Origin of the sequence: Paraburkholderia rhynchosiae (genome assembly GCF_002879865.1) — a bacterium.
Classification (GTDB): domain Bacteria; phylum Pseudomonadota; class Gammaproteobacteria; order Burkholderiales; family Burkholderiaceae; genus Paraburkholderia; species Paraburkholderia rhynchosiae.
Map to the genome: position 1 here is coordinate 1 of NZ_PNXY01000005.1, position 22,582 is coordinate 22,582.

General features: G+C 62.2%; 17 protein-coding genes and 1 rRNA gene. 16 read left to right on the forward strand and 2 right to left on the reverse strand.

Annotated elements, in window-relative coordinates; genetic code table 11:
* Window positions 1-129: 129 nt before the first annotated feature.
* Window positions 130-243, forward strand: a 5S ribosomal RNA gene (gene rrf / locus C0Z16_RS08365).
* Between the two features lie 211 nt (window positions 244-454).
* Here the strand turns inward: rrf and C0Z16_RS08370 are convergent.
* Entirely contained in the window at window positions 455-1,648 is a 1,194-nt protein-coding gene (locus tag C0Z16_RS08370; RefSeq protein ID WP_102631711.1) for a M20 aminoacylase family protein, read from the reverse strand.
* Window positions 1,649-1,829: 181 nt separating this feature from the next.
* Between C0Z16_RS08370 and C0Z16_RS08375 the strand changes: the two genes are divergently transcribed.
* On the forward strand, window positions 1,830-3,920 hold the full coding sequence (locus tag C0Z16_RS08375) for a molybdopterin-containing oxidoreductase family protein (RefSeq protein WP_102631712.1): 2,091 nt from the start codon (window positions 1,830-1,832) through the stop codon (window positions 3,918-3,920).
* Between the two features lie 142 nt (window positions 3,921-4,062).
* Window positions 4,063-5,736 (forward strand): long-chain fatty acid--CoA ligase, encoded by a 1,674-nt coding sequence (locus C0Z16_RS08380; protein ID WP_102631713.1) that lies wholly within the window; start codon window positions 4,063-4,065, stop codon window positions 5,734-5,736.
* Between the two features lie 201 nt (window positions 5,737-5,937).
* Here C0Z16_RS08380 and C0Z16_RS08385 read toward each other — a convergent pair whose 3' ends face one another.
* A complete protein-coding gene (locus C0Z16_RS08385; protein WP_102631714.1) occupies window positions 5,938-7,107 on the reverse strand; it encodes a porin in 1,170 nt (389 codons plus the stop codon).
* 301 nt (window positions 7,108-7,408) lie between these two features.
* On the opposite strand from C0Z16_RS08385, the gene coq7 reads away from it, so the two are divergent.
* The 13 genes from coq7 to C0Z16_RS08450 all read left to right on the forward strand — a co-directional run bounded on the left by coq7 (window position 7,409) and on the right by C0Z16_RS08450 (window position 22,539).
* On the forward strand, window positions 7,409-8,047 hold the full coding sequence (coq7, locus tag C0Z16_RS08390) for a 2-polyprenyl-3-methyl-6-methoxy-1,4-benzoquinone monooxygenase (RefSeq protein ID WP_102631715.1): 639 nt from the start codon (window positions 7,409-7,411) through the stop codon (window positions 8,045-8,047).
* Window positions 8,048-8,471: 424 nt separating this feature from the next.
* The gene (mraZ, locus tag C0Z16_RS08395) at window positions 8,472-8,900 is read left to right on the forward strand and encodes a division/cell wall cluster transcriptional repressor MraZ (protein WP_027802334.1); all 429 of its coding nucleotides are present in this window, start codon (window positions 8,472-8,474) and stop codon (window positions 8,898-8,900) included.
* A gap of 15 nt (window positions 8,901-8,915) precedes the next feature.
* Window positions 8,916-9,869, forward strand: a complete 954-nt coding sequence (gene rsmH, locus C0Z16_RS08400; RefSeq protein ID WP_102631716.1) for a 16S rRNA (cytosine(1402)-N(4))-methyltransferase RsmH — start codon at window positions 8,916-8,918, stop codon at window positions 9,867-9,869.
* Window positions 9,866-10,216: a cell division protein FtsL gene (gene ftsL, locus C0Z16_RS08405; RefSeq protein ID WP_102631717.1), complete on the forward strand. Its 351-nt coding sequence runs from the start codon at window positions 9,866-9,868 to the stop codon at window positions 10,214-10,216. Before rsmH ends, ftsL begins: the two co-directional genes overlap by 4 nt.
* Window positions 10,213-12,084 (forward strand): peptidoglycan D,D-transpeptidase FtsI family protein, encoded by a 1,872-nt coding sequence (locus C0Z16_RS08410; protein ID WP_102631718.1) that lies wholly within the window; start codon window positions 10,213-10,215, stop codon window positions 12,082-12,084. The genes ftsL and C0Z16_RS08410 overlap by 4 nt, the downstream gene beginning before the upstream one ends.
* Window positions 12,081-13,640 carry a UDP-N-acetylmuramoyl-L-alanyl-D-glutamate--2,6-diaminopimelate ligase gene (locus C0Z16_RS08415; protein ID WP_102631719.1) on the forward strand — a complete coding sequence of 520 codons (1,560 nt, stop codon included), beginning with the start codon at window positions 12,081-12,083 and terminating at the stop codon, window positions 13,638-13,640. The genes C0Z16_RS08410 and C0Z16_RS08415 overlap by 4 nt, the downstream gene beginning before the upstream one ends.
* Entirely contained in the window at window positions 13,637-15,064 is a 1,428-nt protein-coding gene (locus C0Z16_RS08420) for a UDP-N-acetylmuramoyl-tripeptide--D-alanyl-D-alanine ligase (protein ID WP_102631720.1), read from the forward strand. Before C0Z16_RS08415 ends, C0Z16_RS08420 begins: the two co-directional genes overlap by 4 nt.
* A gap of 17 nt (window positions 15,065-15,081) precedes the next feature.
* Window positions 15,082-16,251 carry a phospho-N-acetylmuramoyl-pentapeptide-transferase gene (mraY, locus tag C0Z16_RS08425; protein WP_006053209.1) on the forward strand — a complete coding sequence of 390 codons (1,170 nt, stop codon included), beginning with the start codon at window positions 15,082-15,084 and terminating at the stop codon, window positions 16,249-16,251.
* A gap of 26 nt (window positions 16,252-16,277) precedes the next feature.
* Window positions 16,278-17,792 (forward strand): UDP-N-acetylmuramoyl-L-alanine--D-glutamate ligase, encoded by a 1,515-nt coding sequence (gene murD, locus C0Z16_RS08430; protein WP_102631721.1) that lies wholly within the window; start codon window positions 16,278-16,280, stop codon window positions 17,790-17,792.
* On the forward strand, window positions 17,789-19,057 hold the full coding sequence (gene ftsW / locus C0Z16_RS08435) for a putative lipid II flippase FtsW (RefSeq protein WP_102631722.1): 1,269 nt from the start codon (window positions 17,789-17,791) through the stop codon (window positions 19,055-19,057). The genes murD and ftsW overlap by 4 nt, the downstream gene beginning before the upstream one ends.
* Entirely contained in the window at window positions 19,054-20,172 is a 1,119-nt protein-coding gene (murG, locus tag C0Z16_RS08440) for an undecaprenyldiphospho-muramoylpentapeptide beta-N-acetylglucosaminyltransferase (RefSeq protein ID WP_102631723.1), read from the forward strand. Before ftsW ends, murG begins: the two co-directional genes overlap by 4 nt.
* On the forward strand, window positions 20,169-21,572 hold the full coding sequence (gene murC / locus C0Z16_RS08445) for a UDP-N-acetylmuramate--L-alanine ligase (protein WP_102631724.1): 1,404 nt from the start codon (window positions 20,169-20,171) through the stop codon (window positions 21,570-21,572). The genes murG and murC overlap by 4 nt, the downstream gene beginning before the upstream one ends.
* Before the next feature lies 1 nt (window position 21,573).
* Entirely contained in the window at window positions 21,574-22,539 is a 966-nt protein-coding gene (locus tag C0Z16_RS08450; protein ID WP_102631725.1) for a D-alanine--D-alanine ligase, read from the forward strand.
* Window positions 22,540-22,582 lie beyond the last annotated feature (43 nt).

The following is a 22,582-nucleotide window of genomic DNA, read 5'->3' on the forward strand; positions in this document are numbered from 1 at the left end:
AACGCACGGTTGGGATTCAGTGTTGTGCCAGAAACAGCACAGCCCGCATTACCCTGATGTTGACTCATCAGAAACTACTTCTTCCCGATTGGCAGTACTGCTCCCCAGGCAGTACCGCAACAAGTCATGCCTGATGACCATAGCGAGTCGGTCCCACCCCTTCCCATCCCGAACAGGACCGTGAAACGACTCTACGCCGATGATAGTGCGGATTACCCGTGTGAAAGTAGGTCATCGTCAGGCTCCCCTGCAGCACCAGAAACCCCACCCCGAAAAAGGTGGGGTTTCTGCGTTTACGCGGCTGGAAGAGCCTCTCTACGCCTCAATCCACGCGGTTCGTGCGGCCGCCAACTTAAGGTCACCACCCGGCGCTAATCGTGAATCGCAATCGTGAATCGCATTACCGCAAGCAAAGTGCGACATAGATTGCCCTCCGACGCTCCTGTAGCTCGTGCTAATCCCCTGCAAGAAATCGCTGCGCAAGTCGTACCCAGTACGTCGAACCGATCGGCAACAATTCATCGTTGAAGTCGTAACTCGCGTTATGCAGCATGCACGGTCCCACACCATGGCCTGCGTCTCGGTGCCCACCCTCGCCATTGCCCAAGAACGCATAACATCCCGGCTTTGCCAGCAACATGAAGGAAAAGTCCTCGGCGCCCATCGTCGGTTCGACTGAGTCGTCCACGTTCTCTGCCCCGACAATCTCCTTCATGACGGTCGCCGCAAAGCGAGCCTCTTCACTGCTGTTGATAGTGGGCGGATAGTTTCTGTGGAACTGAACAGCGACCGAGCAATCGTAAGCCTCCGCCGTGCTTTCCGCGATTTTACGCATGCGTGCTTCGATGAGGTCGAGCGCTTCAGTGCTAAAAGTGCGGACGGTGCCCGCGAGCCACGCATCGTTCGGAACGACGTTGACCGCATCGCCAGCATGAATCTGCGTGATTGAGAGTACAGCGGTATCGAGCGGCTTCTTGTTCCGCGTGATGATGCTCTGCAGCCCATTGGCGATCTGCACAGCCGTGAAAACAGGGTCCCGTCCGTTATGCGGTAGCGCTGCATGCGAGCCGACGCCTTTGATTTCAATGCGAAATTCGTTGCTGGACGCCATGATAGGGCCCTCTGTCACGCCGAATTTCCCTGCATGCATGCCTGGCCAGTTATGGATGCCAAACACGGCATCAACCGGAAACTTGTCGAACAGGCCGTCGTTGATCATCGCCTGCGCGCCGGCGCCGCCTTCTTCTGCCGGCTGGAAAATGAATACGACGGTGCCGTCGAAATCTCCGTGTCTGGCGAGATGTCGCGCCGCGCCGAGAAGCATCGCTGTGTGGCCATCGTGGCCGCACGCGTGCATTTTCCCTTCGTTTTTGGACCGATGTTCAAAGCTATTCAGTTCCTGAATCGGCAGCGCGTCCATATCGGCACGAAGGCCGATGGAGCGCGTACCGTTGCCGCGCTTGAGTACGCCAACTACGCCTGTCTTTCCCAATCCACGATGCGTTTCTATGCCCCATGACTCCAGAGTTCTCGCGACCAGGTCCGCAGTCGCAGTTTCCTCGTAACGCAGCTCGGGATTGGCGTGGATCGCTCGTCGAAGATTCTGAATTTCTCCGTGGGCAGCTTGGATTTCGGGGATTAGTTTCATAATAGAGTGCCGATGCGTTTACGCTTGGACTTGCGTGGAATCGCTCGAGCGACATGCGCCCGGACGCAGTGATAACGATTCTACGCCGAAGGCGTTTTTGGCGGCAGCATGCAGGCAACCGCTAATGAACGTAATAAGATCCGGCGCTACATCCTGCCTACCGTTCCCTAATGGTTTTTCGATGAACGCTCCGACCGACTTCGCTCGCGCAGTTTGCCCACACGACTGCCCCGACACCTGCGCAATGCGTGTCACTGTCGACGGCGGGCGGGCGATCAAAGTCGTCGGCGATCCGGACCATCCTCCGACACAAGGCGCGCTGTGTACCAAAGTCAGCCGCTATGCGGAGCGGGTGCATCATCCGCAGCGCCTGACAACGCCAATGAAGCGCGTTGGCCGCAAAGGCGAAGGGCGCTTTGAACGCATTAGTTGGGAAGAAGCGTTGGAACTGGGTGCGAAGCGCCTGGCGGAGATTGGGAGCCGCGCGCCAGAAGCCGTTTTGCCGTACAGCTACGCCGGCACGATGGGCCTCGTTCAGGGCGACAGCATTGCGCAACGTTTCTTTCACAAGCTCGGCGCATCGCAGCTGGATCGCACGATCTGTGCAGCGGCCGGCGCGGCTGGCTTGAAATACACCTACGGCGCGAGCCTCGGCATGCTCACCGAGTTTTTCGACGAGAGCGAGGTCATCCTGATTTGGGGCTCGAATCCGATCGCGTCAAACTTACACTTCTGGACGCGTGCCCAGCAGGCCAAACGCCGAGGCGCGCGCCTCATCGCGATTGACCCGTATCGCTCGCTGACGGCAGAGAAATGCCATCAGCACATCGCCTTGAAGCCAGGAACCGACGGCGCCTTAGCGCTCGGCATGATGAACGTGCTGATCGCGGAAAATCTGCTCGATCACGCTTACATCGCTGCCCATACGTTGGGCTTTCCCGAACTCGAAGCCCGCGCACTCAGTTATCCGCCGTCACGTGTGGCCGAAATTTGCGGCATTCAAGAGCAGGTGATCGTCGACCTTGCGCGACTTTACGGCAGCACCAGAAAGGCGGCGATCCGGATGAACTATGGCCTGCAACGGGTGCGCGGCGGCGGTAATGCCGTGCGCGCGATCGCGTGTCTGCCGTCGCTGACCGGTGCGTGGCGCGAGCGCGCGGGCGGCGCTTTACTTTCGTCGGCGGGTTGGGCGCCGATCGACTCGCATACGCTGCAGCGTCCGGACTTGATGCCGGGATGGCCCGCGAAGCAAAGCCGCGTCATCAATATGAATGCAATCGGCGACGCGTTGCTGCATCCAGGCGATGCCGCGTTCGGCCCGAAAATTGAGGCGATCGTCGTCTATAACTCGAATCCGGTCGCCGTGGCGCCAGACTCGGAACGCGTTGCAGCAGGCTTCGCACGCGAAGACCTGTTCGTGATCGTGCTAGAGCATTTTCAGACCGACACCGCGGATTACGCCGATCTGCTTCTACCTGCCACGACGCAACTCGAGCACCTCGACGTGCACAAGTCGTACGGCCACACGCACGTCATGGTCAATTTGCCGGCAATCCCGCCGGTGGGAGATGCTCGCCCAAACACTGAGATCTTTCGCGGCTTGGCGCGTCACATGGCGCTCGACGAGCCGGCGCTGTTCGAAAGCGACGAAGCCGTCGCGCGCAGCGCGTTCCGTTGGCAAGACAAGACGCTCGAGGGCGTGAATTGGGAGGCGCTCAAACAAACAGGCTGGGCAAAGCTAACTCTCCCCGACGCGCCTTTTGCCGAGGGCGGCTTTCGAACGCCGTCGGGCAAATGCGAGTTCTATAGTGAGCGCCTCGCGCAGCAGGGGCTCGATCCGCTTCCGGACTACCTGCCGCCCTATGAATCCGCAGAGTCCGCGCCCAATCTCGCCGCCCGCTACCCGCTTGCAATGATCTCGCCGCCCGCCCGCAACTTCCTGAACAGTACGTTCGTGAACGTTGAAAGTTTGCGGTCGACGGAAGGCGAGCCGCATCTGGACATCCATCCGGCGGACGCGCAATCGCGAAGTATCGTCGACGGTGACCAAGTGCGCATTTTCAACGACCGCGGCTCGATGCAGGCGCGCGCCCGCGTCACCGACCGGGCGCGCCAAGGGCTCGTGGTCGGGCTGTCGATCTGGTGGAAAAAGCTCGCCCCCGATGGCCGCAACGCTAACCAGGTCACGAGCCAGGCGCTAACTGATCTGGGCGGATCGGCAACTTTCTACGACTGCCTCGTCGAAGTACAGCGCGCCCGACGCACGTTCTGACATCGGGCAAGCCTCGCCAGCGATAGTTTCGACGGTCCGAGGCAGCAGTCTAACCCGCCCGTTTTTCGCGAATACCGCAAAGGTCCCCATGCTACGATGCGTTTTTAGCACGACCATTCGAAAATAAAGAAGGAGACGCTGCATGGATAAAATCTGGCTGAAATCTTACCCGCCCGGCGTTCCCGCAGAGATCGATGCGACTCGCTATTCGTCGGTCGCCGAACTCCTCGAAGAGGCCTTTCGCGAGCATCGGGACAAGCCGGCGTTTGTGTGCATGGGCAAGGAGATCAGCTACGGCGAGCTCGACACTCTTTCGCGCAAGCTCGCCGCATCGTTTCAGTCGAAGGGCCTTGCACGCGGCGCGCGCATCGCGATCATGATGCCGAACGTGCTGCAATATCCAGTGGCAATCGCAGCAATCCTGCGCGCGGGTTACGTGGTCGTGAACGTGAACCCGCTCTACACGCCGCGTGAACTCGAGCATCAGTTGAAGGACAGCGGCGCCGAAGCAATCATATTGCTAGAGAACTTTGCGGTTACGTTGCAGGCGATCGTGCGTAATACGGCGGTCAAGCACATCGTGGTCGCGGCGATGGGCGACTTGATGGGCGTCAAAGGCGCAGTGGTCAACTTCGTCGTGCGCCAGGTGAAGAAGATGGTGCCGGCCTGGAGCTTGCCGGGCCACGTCAAATTCAACGCGGCCATCGCGGAAGGCGGACGGCAAACTTTCAAACCAGTCCGGCAAGGCCCGGACGACGTCGCTTTCTTGCAGTACACCGGTGGCACGACGGGGGTGGCCAAGGGCGCGACGCTCCTGCACCGGAACCTGATAGCGAACGTGCTGCAGTCGGAGATCTGGCTCGATCCAGTTCGCTCGAATCGCACGGACATCCAGCAGTTCATCACTGTTGTCGCGTTGCCGCTTTATCACGTGTTCGCGCTAACCGTTTGCGGGTTGCTCACGATCCGTACCGGCGGTCTCGGCGTGCTGATTCCGAATCCGCGCGACATTCCAGGCATGATCAAAGCGTTACAAGGCTATCCGATCACGACGATTCCCGCGGTCAACACGCTGTACAACGCGCTGCTGAACAGTCCGGACTTCCACAAACTCGATTTCTCGAAGCTGATCGCCGCGAACGGCGGCGGAATGGCGGTCCAGGAGGCGGTCGCGAAGCGCTGGTTCGAGCATACGCATACGCCGATCATCGAAGGCTACGGTTTATCGGAGACGTCGCCGTGCGTAACGTGCAATCCGGTCACGGTCACCGAATACAGCGGCACGATTGGTTTACCGCTGCCGTCGACGGAAATTTCGATTCGGGACGACGAGGGCAACGAAGTGCCGCTCGGCCAACCGGGCGAAATCTGCATCCGCGGTCCGCAGGTTATGGCCGGCTATTGGAACCGGCCAGATGAAACCGCCAAGGTGATGACGCCGGACGGCTTCTTCAAGTCGGGCGATGTGGGCTTCATGAACGAACGCGGTTTCGTGAAGATCGTCGACCGCAAGAAGGACATGATTCTGGTTTCGGGCTTCAACGTGTATCCGAACGAGATCGAGGACGTCGTCGCTAAGCTCCCTGGTGTATTCGAGGTAGCCGCGGTCGGCGTGCCGGACCAGCATTCCGGCGAGGCGGTGAAGTTGTTCGTCGTCAAGAAAGACGAGGCGCTTACCGACATGGAGATCTTCGCGTACTGCAAACAGCAGCTAACTGGATACAAGCGGCCAAAAATCGTCGAATTCCGCACCGAACTGCCCAAGAGCAATGTCGGGAAGATCTTGCGGCGGGAGTTGCGGGACGGGCGCGCGTAAGCATATGCGGTACATGTGACCGCAAGGCTGAAACCACTTAACGCGGAGACCAGCACAACAGAAAGGCCCGGCATGATCACAAGTCTGCCGGGCCTTTCTCAATTTGGGCCGTCGCAGGAAACCAAATCGGACGTCGCGCGGCTTGCCATAAAAAAAGGCGCCCGAAGGCGCCTTTGAGGCAAACTGCGTTTTTACGACTTATTAGAACTTGTGGCGGATGCCGACGCGAGCCGCGAGCTGGTTCTGGTTCGACGAGCCCGACAGGCCGTTGATGCCAGCCGTTGCTGCAACCACGGTGCCCGCCGCATTCACGGTGTTGCCCGTAGCGTGCTGGTACACACCGATCACGTAGACGTCCGTACGCTTGGACAGGAAGTAGTCCACGCCCAGTGCGCCTTGGTGATACTGAGCACGCGAGGTGCCGTTGATTTCCGAGCCGCGCGTGTAGTCATACGCTGCGCCAACCAGCAACGCCGGGGTCAACTGGTACTTGAAGTTGACTTCTGCGTTGTTGAACGTAGCCGTTTGACCCTTGAACGGCGATGCGAACGATGCGCCCAGGTTTGCAAAGCGGATGTTCGAGTACGTCAGGCCGAGGGTTGCTGCGCCGAATGTGTATGCGCCGCCTGCACCGATGACCTGGTACGTGTTAGCCGACGCGAAGCCAGCGTAGACCGGCGACGTCACTGCGCCTGCCGGCGTAGCTGCCGTGCCGCCGTTGTTGAACAGGCCGCCCGAAGCTGCCGGCGTACGTGCGTTCAAGTAACCGACGCCGAGAACCAGCGGACCGTTGTTGTAACCAGCGCCCAACGACCAGATCTGGTTCGAGGTAACGTTGCCTGCAACGCCACCGAAGCTATACGTGCCGCCGAACTTCAGGCCGCCGTAATCCGCGCTCGTGTACTTGACCGTGTTGTTCGTACGGTACGCGTTGTTGAAGTTGTCGATGTCGCCCGGGTGAGCAGCGATGTAGCCGCCCCACTGGTCGCCGGCTTCCAGCGGACCGACGTAGTCGACGACGGAGTCGTACTGACGACCCAGCGTGACCGTGCCGAACTGGCTCGACAGACCGACGTATGCTTGACGACCAAACATCAGGCCGCCTTGACCCAGCTTGCCGTTGTTCACGTCAAAGCCGTTTTCCAACACGAAGATCGCCTTCAGACCGCCGCCCAGATCTTCCGTGCCACGCAGGCCGAAACGCGAGCCTTGCATAACACCGCTGGACAGGTTGTACAGGTGCTTGCCGGCCGAGTTGGTGTTGATGTTGAAGCCTTCGTCAATGATACCGTACAGGGTCACGCTGCTCTGAGCATGTGCGACGCCTGCGAATGCGCCCAGTGCTGCAAGAGCGAGAAGCGACTTTTTCATCGAATGATCTCCAAGAATTACGAACCTTTTGTACAAGGCGAATATTTATCTAGCGTTGAGGCCTTGCTTGTCCAACTTCGCGAGAAGTTGCACGTAATGTAACAAAAGGGCTACATGGCACAAAGAAAAAGGAGGTCGCCGGGAACGCTGCTGTTTCGTTTACGCAACATGATCTAAAATCGAAATCTTGCTGCCTTGTTAGGGGGCGTCGGAGGCGGGCGCGGAGCGCGTTCTGCCTCGCAAAGCCCTGTAGAACGGGCGGCGTGGGCTGGAAACCAGTTGTCGAATCATGGAGTGCTGAATGTTTCTAGACGAGTTGATTACTGAATTTGATCGGGGTTTACGCTCTATGACGGGCGTCTCGCGGATGAGCCGTCCTTTGCCAGTTCCGCAAGAATCGGCAGCGCAGGCCGAGATGCCCGAGCTCTCGCCCGCCGAGCGCGCTCACTCCGCCGGTCTGATGCGCGTGAATCACGTGGGGGAAGTTTGCGCCCAGGCGCTTTACCAGGCGCAGAAGCTGGCCACCCGGTCGCCATCGCTGCGAGCCGTGTTCAATCGGGCCGCGGTAGAAGAAGAAGATCACCTCGCGTGGACCGCGAAGCGCCTCGAGGCGCTGGATTCGCGTCCGAGCCTCCTGAACCCGCTGTGGTATGCAGGCGCTCTGGCAGTCGGCCTCGCAGCTGGGCGCATGGGCGACCGTGTCAGTCTCGGTTTCATGGCTGAGACCGAGCGCCAGGTCGAACACCACTTGGACAGCCACATGGATCGCTTGCCGCCAGCCGATCGTGAGTCGCGCGCAATTGTCGAGCAGATGCGAGTCGATGAAGCCGAGCACGGAAAAGCCGCGATGGACGCCGGCGGCATCGAGTTGCCGTTCCCCGCGCGTGCATTGATGCGCGCGATGTCGAGAATCATGACTCGTACCGCGTACTACATATAGGAAACGCGGGCAGCAGAGCCGAGTTCTACCCGCTCACTGCCCGAAGTCGAACGGCGCCGCGCGCGTCGTCCGCGAGTAGCCTCGAAATCCCGCCGAACGCCTTCCGCACACGCTTCACGATCTCTTACGATCCGCGCCTTTCCCTCGCACTTTTCACGTATCACCTTCACAAGTTCCAGTAGCTCGTTAATTTATAACGGTTTTCCGTTTTATGTCTGACGTGAACGAGTCGCGCTAAGTCCTTGTTCTAACAAACAAAATCCGCTCAAAAACGGCGTGTCTCCCTTGACCCGTGTTTAGCGTTCCTCTAAAGTGGGAGACAGTGTGAGAAAGTGTATTTTTGTGTGATCCCACACGTGGTTTCGGGTAGATTTTTACGAATCGGGCAGCCAGCGCAATGGCGCTGGCCAAGAGGGAGAGCGAAGTGTTCCAAGGGGCGTCGGCGCTGACTCTCGATGCGAAAGGGCGGATGTCAATTCCGTCCCGCTATCGGGATGCGCTGCAAACACAGGCAGAGGGCCGGGTGACGATCACCAAGCACCCGGACGGCTGTCTGTTGCTCTTTCCGCGCCCGGAGTGGGAAATCTTCCGCGACAAAGTCGACAAGCTCCCCATGAATGCAGCCTGGTGGAAGCGCATTTTTCTCGGCAATGCAATGGACGTCGATATGGACGGCGCGGGCCGCGTGCTGGTGTCGCCGGAGTTGCGCGCGGCCGGCACGCTGGAAAAAGAAGTGACGCTGCTCGGCATGGGGCGTCACTTCGAGCTGTGGGACGCACAGATTTACGCTGCGAAGGAACAGGCGGCGATCGCCGAGGGCATGCCCGAAGCGTTGAAGAATTTCACGTTCTGATCGCGGCTTACATATATGGCACCTGCGATGAGAAACGAATTGCAGCATCGCACGGTGCTGCTGGAAGAAGCGGTCAACGCGCTGGTCACCCGCGCGGACGGCGTGTATGTAGACGGCACGTTCGGGCGCGGTGGTCATAGCCGGCTGGTGTTGGAGAAGCTGAGCGAGTCGGGGCGTCTGATCGCTTTCGACAAAGACCCGCTCGCAATCGCCACCGCGCAGCAGATCGCCGATCCGCGCTTTGGCATCGTGCACGAGAGTTTTGCTTCACTGCGCACCGCAGTTGCGGAGCGCGGGATTGAACGGGTGTCGGGCGTTTTGCTGGATCTGGGCGTGTCGTCGCCGCAAGTCGACGACCCGGAGCGGGGTTTCAGTTTCCGCGCCGACGGCCCGCTCGACATGCGGATGGACCCGACGCGCGGCGAGTCTGCCGCTGACTGGCTGGCGCGGGCCACGGTGCAGGAACTGACGGAGGTGATACGAGATTATGGGGAAGAACGGTTTGCTTTTCAGATTGCAAAGGCGCTTGTTGCTCGCCGGGCAGAGTCCGACCGTCTTGGGCCTCTCGTCAGCACGGGCGAGCTTGCCCAAATCGTGGCTAACGTCGTCAAAACCCGTGAGAAGGGCAAGGATCCGGCAACCCGCACCTTTCAGGCTATACGGATTCACATCAATCAAGAGCTTGCGGAGCTGCAAGTCGTTTTAGAAGCAGCGTTGTCGCTGTTGGAGCAAGGGGGGCGGCTGGTGGTCATCAGCTTTCATTCGCTCGAGGACCGGATCGTCAAGCGATTCATGCAGGCGCACGCAAGTACGCCAACGGTTGACCGTCGCCTGCCGATTCGCGCCGTCGATCTGCCGAGTCCCCCGCTCAAAATCATCGGCCGCGTGTTTGCGAGCGACGCTGAAGTCGCCGCGAACCCGCGCGCCCGTTCTGCCGTCATGCGTGTGGCGGAGCGAATCGCACCATGAATCGCCTCAATATCTTCCTGCTGATGATCGTGATGGGCTGTGCTTTGTCTGTCGTCAACGCAACCAATCAGCAGCGCCAGATTTTTATCCAGTTGCAACGCGCGCAATCGCAGGAGCGCCAGTTGCAGCAGGACTATTCGCAGCTTCAATATCAGCAGAGCGCGCTCTCCAAAACGTCACGCATCGAGCAGACCGCCACCGCGTCCCTGAAGATGCAGTCGGTCACGACCGGCCGCACGCAATATCTGACGCTCGACGCAGGCGCGGCGAAGGCTGAAGACGCACCGATTCCGACTTCCGGTCCGGCGTCTGCGCCGGCGGCGAACCGCCGCGGAGGCGTGCGATGAAAAAATCATCGGCCCGCAAGAGCGTTGCCTTCTCGGCCAACCCGATACTGTCCGTGCGCTTGCCGATGTGGCGCTCGAAGCTCGTCGTGTTCCTGCTGTTCATGGCGTTCGTCGCACTGACCGCGCGCGCTTTCTGGATCCAGGGCCCGGGCAACGCGTTCTATCAGAAGCAGGGCGAAATCCGTTATCAGCGCCGCCTCGAACTCCCGGCCACGCGCGGCAAGATTCTCGATCGCAACGGTCTCGTGCTGGCCACGAGTCTGCCGGTGCGCGCGATCTGGGCGATCCCCGAATCGGTTCCGGACGATCTCGGTGCCGACAAGCTCGGCGCGCTGGGCAAGCTGCTCGGCATGACCGACAAGGAATTGCGCAGGAAGCTCTCGGAAGACAAGAACTTCGTCTACGTCAAACGCCAGGTGCCGGTCGACATCGCCGAGAAGGTGAAGGCGCTGGACATCCCCGGCATTTACGCGCGCGACGAATACAAGCGCTTCTATCCGGAAGGCGAGATCACCGCTCACCTGATCGGCTTCACGAACGTCGAAGACGAAGGCCAGGAAGGCGTCGAACTCGGCGATCAGAAGCTGCTCGCGGGCATGTCGGGCAGCCGCCGCGTGATCAAGGACCGCATGGGCCACATCATCGAGGACGTGGACGAGCAGGTCGTGCCGCACAACGGCCAGGACGTGGATCTGTCGATCGACAGCAAGATCCAGTACATCGCCTATGCGAACCTGAAAGCGGCGGTCGAGAAGTTTAAGGCGAAGGCCGGCGCGGCGATGGTGATCGACGTGCGCACAGGCGAAGTGCTCGCGCTCGTCAATTACCCCACGTACAACCCGAACGACCGTTCACACTTGACCGGCGACCAGTTGCGCAACCGCATCCTGACGGACACGTTCGAGCCCGGCTCGATCATGAAGCCGTTCACGGTGTCGCTCGCGCTCGATCTGCACCGCGTCACGCCGACTACACTGGTTGATACAGGCGGCGGCCGCTTCGTGCTTGACGGCGCGCCGATTACCGACGACAGCGCGTTCGGTGTCCTGACGGTCGGCGGCGTGATCCAGAAGTCGAGCAACATTGGCGCGACGAAGATCGCCATGCAGCTCAAGCCCGAAGAGATGTGGAATATGTATACGAGCATCGGTCTCGGCCAGGCGCCGAAGGTCGGTTTTCCGGGCGCGGCGGCGGGGCGTCTGCGTCCATGGAAGAGCTGGCGCCGCATCGAGCAGGCGACCATGTCGTACGGCTACGGCTTGTCGGTGTCGCTGTTCCAGTTGGGCCGCGCCTATTCGGCGATCGCGCACGACGGCCAGATCATGCCGGTGTCGATTTTCCGCACCCCTGGCGATCAGCCGGCCACGGGCCCGCAAGTCTTCTCGCCGACCACCGCTCGCGAAGTGCGCGCGATGCTCGAAACCGTCGTCTCGCCGGGCGGCACGTCGCCGGATGCGGCAGTGCCGGGCTATCGCGTCGGCGGTAAGAGCGGTACGGCGTACAAGCACGGCCCGCACGGTTACGACCACTCGAAATATCGCGCATCGTTCGTCGGCATGGCGCCGATGCCGAACCCGCGCATCGTCGTCGCCGTGTCGGTCGACGAACCGACGGCCGGCAGCCACTTCGGCGGTCAGGTGTCGGGGCCGGTGTTCTCGGGCATCGTCGGCGACACGCTGCGCTCGCTGAATGTTCCGCCGCAAATGCCGGTCAAGCAGATGGTGGTGTCGGACGATTCCGCAACGGCCGCTGGCACGTCTGGTGCGCCCGCCACGCCGTCCGCTGCGAAGAAGATTTCGACCAGCGCCGGCGCGAAGAAGATGACGATTTCCGCCAACGCGAAGAGCCATCCGGGAGTCGTTCGATGAGCAGGCTCCGCAACAATCATCCGGCGCATGAACAGATCGCCGACGCGTTGAACTGGCTGCGCGCCCGCGTGCAGCCAGGCGCGCATCTGCACGCCGACACGCGTTCGCTTGCAGTCGGCGACGCGTTCTTCGCTTACGCCGTGGATGGCGCGGATAACCGTCCGTTCATTGACAGTGCGATTGAACGCGGCGCTGCCGCAGTGCTCCTTCAGCCTGAAGGTTTCAACGGCGCGCCCGATTCGTCCACCACGCTGGCTGTGCCGGCGTTGAACGAGCTCGCCGGTTCGATCGCGAGTGCCTGGTACAACGATCCGAGCGACAGCATGCTGACGATCGGCGTCACTGGTACCAACGGCAAGACCTCGTGCAGCCAGTGGATTTCGGCGGCGCTCACCGCACTCGGCACGCGTTGCGCGATCATCGGTACGCTCGGCACCGGCTTGCCAGGACAGCTCGTGCACACCGGCTTTACGACACCCGACGCCCCGCAATTGCAGCGCAGTCTCGCGCAGTTGCGCGACGCCGGCGCGCGGGCAGTGGCGATGGAGGTGTCGTCGCATGCGCTGCATCAGGGGCGCGTAAACGGCACCGCGTTCGACATCGCCGTATTCACGAATCTCACGCAAGACCACCTCGACTATCACCGCACGTTCGAAGCGTACGAAGCGGCGAAGGCGCGTCTTTTCGCGTGGCCTGAACTGCGCACGGCGGTGATCAATCGCGACGATGCGGCTGGCCGCCGTTTGCTTGTGAGCACGCAAGGTCACGCGCGCACCATCGCTTACGGTCTCGACTCCGCGCCGCAAGACGCGTCGCAAAGCGCGCCGCAAGCCGACGCGTTGCTGCTCGCCTCGAATGTGCGCGCCACGGCGACGGGTACCGCGTTCCATCTGAGCACGTCCGATTGGGGCAAGGCCGACGTCGAAGTGCAAACGCTCGGCGCGTTCAACGTGAGCAATCTGCTCGGGGTGCTGGGCGCCTTGCTTGCCGCCGATGTGCCGTTCAACGCCGCGCTAGCCCAACTCGCGAAGCTCGAATCGGTGAATGGCCGCATGGAACGCCTCGGTGGCCGCTTGCAGAACGACGAGCCGCTCGTCGTAATCGACTACGCACACACGCCGGACGCGCTTGAGAAAACACTGGAAGCGCTGCGGCCAATGGCGGCAGCGCGCGGCGGCGAACTCGTCTGCATGTTCGGCTGCGGCGGCGACCGGGACGCGACCAAACGTCCGTTGATGGGCGCGATTGCCGAGAAGCTCGCCGACGGCGTCGTAGTCACAAGCGACAACCCGCGCAGCGAAGATCCGCGATCGATCATCGACCAGATCGCGGCCGGAATGAAAGACGCGTCGAAGGCGCGCCGCGTTGAAGACCGCGCGAGCGCGATTCTTCAGGCGATCCGCAGCGCCGCGCGCGAAGACGTCATCGTGCTGGCCGGCAAGGGGCACGAAGCCACGCAGGAAATCATGGGTAAAAAGCGCGCTTTCTCCGACCAGGATCACGCCCGTCTCGCGCTCGCCGCGCGGGCGACGCAGGCACGCGGAGGTGGCGAATGAGCGGGCAACGAAATGCGATGTTCTCTCTGCGTGAAGCGGCTGCGCTGATTGCGGGCGCAACCGTAGTCGGCGACGACAGCGTTACGTTCGAACGCGTGTCGACCGATAGCCGCAGCGCCGGTCCCGGCGACCTGTTCGTCGCGATCAAGGGCGAGCGTTTCGACGCGCACGACTTTCTCGCCGACGTCGCGGCGCGCAATGTCACCGCAGTGCTTGTTTCGCGCACGCCGCAAGACTGGGGCGTGCCGGCGCTACGCGTGACCGACACTCGTGTGGGCCTGGGTTCGCTCGCTCGCGGCTGGCGTCGCAAGTTCAGCATGCCGCTCGTCGCCGTGACCGGCAGCAACGGCAAGACCACGGTCAAGGAAATGATCGCGTCGATCTTTGCCGCAGCCGTTGGCGCCGACGCGCGACTCGCGACCGCGGGCAACTTCAACAACGACATCGGCTTGCCGCTCACGCTGTTCCGCCTGCAAGCCGCGCACGAATTGGCCGTGGTCGAGCTCGGCATGAATCATCCCGGCGAAACGTCGTTGCTCGCGAAGATCGCCGAGCCGACCGTCGCAGTGGTGAACAACGCGCAGCGTGAGCACCAGGAATTCATGGCGACCGTCGAAGCCGTCGCGCTCGAACATGCGAGTGTGATTCACGCGCTGAATCCGGAAGGCGTCGCCGTCTTTCCTGCGGACGACGCTTACGCCAGCATCTGGCGCGTGGCGGCCACCGGCAACCGGATCATGGATTTCGCGCTGAATTCGGCGGAACGCAGCACGGAGGCCGCCGTCACCGGCATATTCGACGGCGTGCGCCTCAGCATCGGCACACCGGAAGGCCACGTAGAAGTCATGCTGCAAGTGCTCGGCAATCACAACGCGCACAACGCATTGGCCGCGACGTCGGCGGCGCTCGCCGCAGGCGTTTCGCTCGATGCGATCAAGCGCGGCCTCGAATCGTTCGGCGCGGTGAAAGGCCGCTTGCAGGTCAGGCATGCCGCGCTCGGCACGCTCGCCGGCGCAACCGTGATCGACGACACCTACAACGCGAATCCCGACTCGATGCGCGCCGCGATCGACGTGCTCGCGTCGCACGCTTCTCCGCGCGTGCTGGTGATGGGCGACATGGGCGAAGTCGGCGACAACGGTCCCGAATTCCACCGCGAAATCGGCGCCTATGCGAGGGAACGCGGTATCGACGCGCTGTACGCAATGGGCGACGCCTCGCGCGACGCCTGCGCCGCGTATGGCGCCAACGCGCATCACGTAGCCGACGTCGGCACGCTGCTCGCGCAATTGCAGCACGGCGGCTTCGGCCCGGCTGCAACGTTTCTCGTGAAAGGCTCGCGCTTCATGCAAATGGAGCGCGTGGTGGACGCCGTTACGAGTCCACAACCCAATGCGGCGGGCAGTACGCCCGCTGCACACTGAAATAGAAGGACCGAAGCATGCTACTGGCGCTGGCGCAATGGCTGCAGAATGACGCAAGCTTCTTGCGCGTGTTCAGTTATCTGACTTTCCGTGCGGTGATGGCGACCATCACCGCGCTGCTGATCGGGCTCGTCTGCGGCCCGGCGGTGATTCGCAAGCTGACGGCCATGAAGGTCGGTCAGGCTGTTCGTAAAGACGGCCCCCAAACGCACCTCGTGAAATCCGGCACGCCGACCATGGGCGGTGTGCTGATTCTGCTCGGCATCGCCGTGGCTACGCTGTTGTGGGCCGATCTGACCAATCGCTTCATCTGGATCGTGATCCTCGTCACGTTCGGCTTCGGCGTGATCGGCTGGGTCGACGATTACCGCAAGGTGGTCTACAAGGACCCGCGCGGCATGTCCTCGCGTGAAAAGTATTTCTGGCAATCGGTGATCGGTCTGTTCGCAGCGGTGTATCTCGCGTTCAGCGTGTCTGAAGCGAGCAATGTGCGCGTATTCGATCTGTTCATGGCGTGGGTGCGCAGCGGCTTGTCGATGGGCTTGCCCGCGCGCGCCGACCTGATGCTGCCTTTCGTCAAGTCGATCAGCTATCCGCTCGGCGTGTGGGGCTTCATCGTGCTGACGTATCTGGTGATCGTCGGCGCGAGCAATGCGGTCAATCTGACTGATGGGCTCGACGGCCTCGTGATCATGCCGGTCGTGCTGGTCGGCGCATCGCTCGGTGTGTTCGCTTACGTGATGGGCAGCTCGGTCTACTCGAAATACCTGCTGTTTCCGCATATCGCCGGCGCAGGGGAGTTGCTGATTTTCTGTTCGGCGATGGGCGGCGCGGGGCTCGCGTTCCTCTGGTTCAACACGCATCCGGCGCAAATGTTCATGGGCGATGTCGGCGCGCTGGCGCTCGGCGGCGCGCTCGGCACGGTCGCGGTCATCGTGCGTCAGGAAATCGTGCTTTTCATCATGGGCGGCATTTTTGTCGCGGAGACGCTCTCGGTGATGTTACAGGTTACGTGGTTCAAATTCACCAAGCGCCGCTTCGGCGAAGGGCGGCGCCTCTTCAAGATGGCGCCGCTGCATCACCATTTCGAATTGTCGGGGTGGAAGGAAACGCAAGTGGTCGTGCGCTTCTGGATCATCACGTTGATGTTGTGTCTGTTCGGATTGTCCACGCTCAAGTTGCGTTAAGCAGCGGGTATTAAAGGAAGCAGGCGATGTTCGGCGAGAAGTTTCGGGATCGGCAAAAGCCGATGATGCTCGTGCTGGGGCTGGGTGAATCCGGTCTCGCGATGGCGCGCTGGTGCGCGCGGCACGGCTGTCGGCTGCGTGTGGCCGATACCCGCGAGGTGCCGCCGAACCTGTCCGCGCTGGAAGCACATGGCCTCGATGCCGCGTTTGTCGGCGGCCCGTTTTCTCCGGTGTTGCTCGAAGGCGTGGAACTCGTTGCAATCAGCCCCGGTTTGTCGCCGCTAGCCGCGGACCTGCTGCCGCTGATCACAGCGGCTCGCGAGCAGGGCATCCCTGTGTGGGGCGAACTCGAACTGTTCTCGCAAGCGCTCAAGACGCTCGGCGAGAGCGGCTACGCGCCGAAAGTCATAGCGATCACCGGCACGAACGGCAAGACCACCACGACGAGCCTCACGGGGCTGCTGTGTGAACGCGCCGGCAAGAAGGTGGCGGTCGCGGGCAATATCAGCCCGGCGCTGCTCGACAAGCTCAGTGAAGCCATCGACAACACCGCGCTGCCCGATGTGTGGGTGCTGGAACTATCGAGCTTCCAGCTCGAAACGGCGCACACTTTCGAGCCGGACGCCGCGGCGATTCTCAACATCACGCAGGATCACCTTGACTGGCATGGCGGCCTCGACGCGTACGCCGCAGCGAAGGGCCGCATCTTTGGTACACAAACGGTGCGCGTACTGAATCGCGACGACGCGCGCGTTATGGCGCTGGCGCCTTCCGAGGCTAGTGACGCGGCGGTCGTGACCTTCGGCGTAACCGAACCGAAGCGCGACGGCGACTATGGTCTGCTGCGCGATAACGGCATGATCTGGCTCGTCGAAGCGCATGATCTCGACGCCGGCGACGAACCCGCGCCGAAACGCCGCCGCAAGAATGAAGCGGTCACGCCGCCGAACATTACGCTGAAGCGCCTGATGCCGGCGGACGCGCTGCGCATTCGCGGCCTGCACAACGCTGCGAACGCACTGGCCGCGTTTGCTCTCGCGCGTGCAATCGGACTGCCTGGCGCGCGGCTCTTGCATGGTTTGCGCGAGTATCACGGCGAGCCGCATCGCGTGGAATTGATCGGATCGGTGGAAGGCATCGATTACGTCGACGACAGCAAGGGGACCAACGTCGGCGCGACGGTTGCCGCGCTCGACGGTCTCGCGCAGCGCGCCGTGCTGATTGCCGGCGGCGACGGCAAGGGTCAGGACTTCGAGCCGCTGGCCGCGCCGGTCATGCGCTGGTGCCGCGCGGTGATGTTGATCGGCCGCGACGCGCCGAGGATTCGCGCGGCGCTCGAACACACCGGCATCGCGATGACGGATCATGACACGCTCGAAGAAGCGACGCGCGCCGCCGCCGCGCTGGCCCAACCTGGCGACGCGGTGTTGTTGTCGCCGGCTTGCGCGAGCTTCGACATGTTCAAGGGATACGCGCATCGCGCAGCGGTGTTTCGCAGCACGGTGGAAGAGATCGCGGCCGAACGGGGGACGATGATATGAGCTGGTCGGAACGATTCGGTTCGCGCGCTCCCGGCAATGGCGACACGGCGGGCGCCGCGCGCGTCGCCGGCCGAATGGGCGGCAGCGGTCTCGCAAGCGCAGTCAACGGCGTGCGCCCGCTGCGCTCGCGCATGCTCGACTACGATCATTCGCTGCTGTGGGTGGTCGTCGCGCTGCTCGGGCTCGGCGTCGTGATGGTGTATTCGGCGTCGATCGCGATGCCCGATTCGCCGAAGTACGCGTCGTATCGCGACTATGCGTTCCTCGTGCGTCAGCTCATCTTCGTGGTCATGGGCGCGGTAGTCGGCGTCGTGGCGTTCCGCGTTCCGATTTCGACCTGGGACAAGTACGCGCCCAAGCTCTTCCTGATCTCGCTCGTCGCTCTGGTGATCGTGCTGATTCCGCACGTCGGCAAGGGCGTGAACGGCGCGCGCCGCTGGATCCCGCTCGGCATCACGAATATGCAGCCGTCGGAAATCATGAAGCTCGCGGTGACGATTTACGCGGCGAACTACACGGTGCGCAAGCAGGAATACATGCACAGCTTCGCCAAAGGCTTTCTGCCGATGGCGATGGCGGTCGGTTTCGTCGGCGCTTTGCTGCTGCTCGAGCCAGACATGGGTGCGTTCATGGTGATCGCCGCGACTGCGATGGGTCTGCTGTTTCTGGGCGGCGTGAACGGCAAGCTGTTCGGCGGCCTCGTCGCCACGGCGGTCGGCACGTTCAGCTTGCTGGTGTGGGCGTCGCCGTGGCGGCGCGAGCGCATCTTCGCGTACCTCGATCCCTGGGATGACCGTTACGCGCAGGGCAAGGCTTATCAATTGACACACTCGCTGATCGCGTTCGGCCGCGGCGAGTGGTTCGGCGTGGGCCTCGGCGGCAGCGTCGAGAAGCTTAACTATCTGCCGGAAGCGCATACCGACTTCATCCTCGCGGTGATCGGCGAAGAGTTGGGCTTTATCGGCGTGCTCGTCGTGATTCTGATGTTCTACTGGATCGTGCGCCGCTCGTTCGAAATCGGCCGTCAGGCGCTCGCACTGGATCGCACGTTCGCGGGTCTGGTCGCGAAGGGCGTCGGCATCTGGTTCGGCGCGCAGACGTTCATCAACATGGGCGTGAATCTCGGCTTGCTGCCGACCAAGGGCCTTACGTTGCCGCTCGTCAGTTACGGCGGCTCGGGCATCTTGCTGAACTGTGTCGCAGTCGCGGTGTTGATGCGTGTGGATTACGAAAATCGGGTGTTGATGCGTGGAGGAAAAGTATGACCTCCATGCAGCAACGCACGCTGATGGTGATGGCCGGCGGCACCGGGGGGCATGTGTTCCCTGGGCTCGCGGTCGCGCATCTGATGCAGGCGTGGGGCTGGAAGGTCGTATGGCTCGGCAATCCTGCCGGCATGGAAGCCACGCTCGTACCGAAGCACGGCATCCCGATGGAATACGTGCGCTTCGGCGGACTGCGTGGCAAGGGCCTGAGAACCAAGTTGATGTTGCCGCTGAACCTGCTGCGCGCATGTACGCAGAGCTTGAGCGTGCTGCGTCGCGTGAAGCCAGACGTCGTGCTCGGCATGGGCGGCTACATCACGTTCCCGGCCGGCTTGATGACTGCATTGAGCGGCCGTCCGCTCGTGCTGCATGAACAGAATTCGATTGCGGGCCTCGCGAACAAGGTGCTCGCAAAGCTCGCCAAGCGTGTGCTGGTTGCGTTTCCGAATGCGTTGCCGCACAGCGAATGGACCGGCAATCCGATTCGTGCGGAACTTGCGTGCGCGATTGCGCCCAAAGCACGCTATGCAGAACGCAACGGTCCGTTGAATGTGCTGGTCGTCGGCGGCAGTCTGGGTGCGGCGGCGCTCAATGAAGTCGTGCCGCGCGCGGTCGCTTTACTCGCGGCGAGCGAACGGCCGCGCATCGTGCATCAGGCGGGCGCGAAGCATGTCGACTCGCTGCGCGAGAACTACGCGGCAGCCGGTCTGCAAACCGGCGCGGATATACAACTTGTGCCGTTCATCGACGACATGACGAGCGCCTACGCGAAAGCCGATCTCGTGATCTGCCGCTCGGGCGCGATGACGGTGTCGGAGATTTCAGCAGTTGGCGTGGCCGCGTTGTTCGTGCCGTTCCCGTATGCGGTAGACGATCACCAAACCACTAATGCAGCGTTTCTCGCCGATAACGGCGCGGCGCTGGTCGTGCAGCAACGCGATCTGTCGGCGGAAAAACTCGCCGGCTGGTTGCGCAGCCAGACGCGGGAAAGTCTCGCGGAAATGGCGGAGCGTTCGCGCTCGCTCGCGAAACCCGACGCCACGGAACAGGTCGCACAGATTTGCGCGACCGTGGCGGGTTCGATTTCGGGCGCGAGCCCAGAAGGAAAGCAATGAAACATATCGTCAAACACATTCATTTTGTCGGCATAGGCGGTGTCGGCATGAGCGGCATCGCGGAGGTGCTGGTCAACCTCGGCTATCAGGTGAGCGGCTCCGATCTGTCGAGCAATCCCGTCACCGATCGGCTCGCCGCGCTCGGCGCGCGCATTGCGATCGGCCACGCGGCGGAGAACATCGAAGGCGCGAACGCAGTGGTCGTCTCGACCGCGGTGCGCAGCGACAACCCGGAAGTGCTGGCTGCGCGTCATCGCCGCATTCCGATCGTGCCGCGCGCGGTGATGCTTGCCGAACTGATGCGCCTGAAGCAGGGCATCGCGATTGCCGGTACGCACGGCAAGACCACCACCACGTCGCTGGTGGCGAGCGTGCTCGCCGCGGGCGGACTGGATCCGACCTTCGTGATCGGCGGCCGGCTGATCAGCGCGGGCGCGAATGCCCGGCTCGGCACGGGCGACTTCATCGTCGCCGAAGCGGACGAGTCGGACGCGTCGTTCCTGAATCTGTTCCCGGTGATCGAAGTCATCACGAACATCGACGCCGATCACATGGACACCTACGGACACGACTTCGCGCGCCTGAAGCAGGCGTTCATCGAGTTCACGCATCGTCTGCCGTTCTATGGCATCGCGGTGCTGTGCGTCGACGATCCGAACGTGAAGGAGATTCTCCCGTTCGTGTCGAAGCCGATCATCCGCTACGGTCTCGCGCCGGACGCGCAGGTCCGCGCGGTCAATGTCAAAGCGCACGACGGCCGCATGCATTTCACGGCGATGCGCGAAGACGCGGCGCCACTCGACATTGTGTTGAACCTGCCCGGCGAGCACAACGTGCAGAACGCGTTGGCCGCAATCGCAATTGCGACTGAACTTGAAGTGAAAGATGCCGATATCCAGCGGGCACTCGCGGATTTCAACGGCGTGGGCCGGCGCTTTCAGCGTTATGGCGAAGTGCCGGTCGTGAGCGAGGGCATGATGAGCGGCGCCTACACGCTGGTCGACGACTACGGTCATCACCCGGTCGAAATGGCGGCCACGGTGGCGGCGGCGCGCGGCGCATTTCCTAGGCGGCGTCTGGTGCTGGCGTTCCAGCCGCACCGCTTCACGCGTACGCGCGATTGCTTCGAGGACTTCGTGAAGGTGTTGTCGACTGTCGACGCGCTCGTGTTGACTGAAGTCTATTCGGCCGGCGAAGCGCCGATCGTCGCCGCGGACGGTCGCGCGTTGGCGCGTGCGCTGCGGGTGGCGGGCAAGGTCGAGCCAGTGTTTGTCGATACGGTGGATGAAGTGCCGGACGCGCTCTCAGCAGTGGTGCGCGACGGCGATGTGGTGATCACGATGGGCGCAGGTTCGATCGGCAGTGTGCCGGGTCGGCTCGCGCTTGAAACGAAGGTGTGAGATGAGCAGCAATCAGTCAGATCAACGCGCAGATCAACTCGCTGAACAATTCGGCAAAGTGGCCGTCCTGCTCGGCGGCAATTCCGCCGAGCGCGAAGTGTCGCTCAATTCGGGCCGCCTCGTGCTGCAAGGTCTGCGCGACGCAGGCATCGACGCGCATCCGTTCGATCCGGCCGAACGTCCGCTTGCGGCGTTGAAGGAAGAAGGCTTCGTGCGCGCATTCAATGCGCTGCACGGCGGTTATGGCGAAAACGGCCAGATTCAGGGCGCGCTCGATTTTTACGGCATCAAGTACACGGGTAGCGGCGTACTTGGCTCCGCACTCGGGCTCGATAAATTCCGCACCAAGCTCGTGTGGCAGCAACTCGGTATTCCGACGCCGCTGTTCGAAGCCGTGCTGCGCGGCGACGACTACGAAGCGCGCGCAAAAGACATCGTCGCGAAGCTCGGCTTGCCGCTCTTCGTGAAGCCGGCTAGCGAAGGGTCGAGCGTCGCCGTCATCAAAGTGAAGAGCGCGGACGCACTGCCGGCGGCGCTCGTCGAAGCGGTCAAGTACGACAAGATTGTCGTGGTCGAGAAGAGCATCGAAGGCGGCGGCGAATATACCGCGTGCATCGCGGGCGACCTGGATTTGCCGGTGATCCGCATCGTGCCGGCCGGCGAGTTCTACGACTATCACGCGAAGTACATCGCGAACGACACGCAATATCTGATTCCCTGCGGCCTGACGCCCGATGAAGAAGCGCGTCTGAAAGTGCTGGCGCGCCGTGCGTTCGACGTGCTCGGCTGCACCGATTGGGGCCGCGCCGATTGCATGCTCGACGCCGACGGCAATCCGTACTTTCTGGAAGTGAACACGGCGCCTGGCATGACAGATCACTCGCTGCCGCCGAAAGCGGCCCGCGCGGTGGGCATCAGCTATCAGGAACTGGTTGTCGGCGTATTGGCGCTGACCCTCAAGGACTAAGCAGCAGCACTAACCGAAGCACTAACCGGGGCGACCCGAAAGC

Coding starts and splice junctions, on each gene's coding strand:
- C0Z16_RS08370 (WP_102631711.1), bottom strand. CDS start 1,648: ATGAAACTAATCCCCGAAATCCAAGCTGCCCACGGAGAAATTCAGAAT.
- C0Z16_RS08375 (WP_102631712.1), top strand. CDS start 1,830: ATGAACGCTCCGACCGACTTCGCTCGCGCAGTTTGCCCACACGACTGC.
- C0Z16_RS08380 (WP_102631713.1), top strand. CDS start 4,063: ATGGATAAAATCTGGCTGAAATCTTACCCGCCCGGCGTTCCCGCAGAG.
- C0Z16_RS08385 (WP_102631714.1), bottom strand. CDS start 7,107: ATGAAAAAGTCGCTTCTCGCTCTTGCAGCACTGGGCGCATTCGCAGGC.
- coq7 (WP_102631715.1), top strand. CDS start 7,409: ATGTTTCTAGACGAGTTGATTACTGAATTTGATCGGGGTTTACGCTCT.
- rsmH (WP_102631716.1), top strand. CDS start 8,916: ATGGCACCTGCGATGAGAAACGAATTGCAGCATCGCACGGTGCTGCTG.
- ftsL (WP_102631717.1), top strand. CDS start 9,866: ATGAATCGCCTCAATATCTTCCTGCTGATGATCGTGATGGGCTGTGCT.
- C0Z16_RS08410 (WP_102631718.1), top strand. CDS start 10,213: ATGAAAAAATCATCGGCCCGCAAGAGCGTTGCCTTCTCGGCCAACCCG.
- C0Z16_RS08415 (WP_102631719.1), top strand. CDS start 12,081: ATGAGCAGGCTCCGCAACAATCATCCGGCGCATGAACAGATCGCCGAC.
- C0Z16_RS08420 (WP_102631720.1), top strand. CDS start 13,637: ATGAGCGGGCAACGAAATGCGATGTTCTCTCTGCGTGAAGCGGCTGCG.
- mraY (WP_006053209.1), top strand. CDS start 15,082: ATGCTACTGGCGCTGGCGCAATGGCTGCAGAATGACGCAAGCTTCTTG.
- murD (WP_102631721.1), top strand. CDS start 16,278: ATGTTCGGCGAGAAGTTTCGGGATCGGCAAAAGCCGATGATGCTCGTG.
- ftsW (WP_102631722.1), top strand. CDS start 17,789: ATGAGCTGGTCGGAACGATTCGGTTCGCGCGCTCCCGGCAATGGCGAC.
- murG (WP_102631723.1), top strand. CDS start 19,054: ATGACCTCCATGCAGCAACGCACGCTGATGGTGATGGCCGGCGGCACC.
- murC (WP_102631724.1), top strand. CDS start 20,169: ATGAAACATATCGTCAAACACATTCATTTTGTCGGCATAGGCGGTGTC.
- C0Z16_RS08450 (WP_102631725.1), top strand. CDS start 21,574: ATGAGCAGCAATCAGTCAGATCAACGCGCAGATCAACTCGCTGAACAA.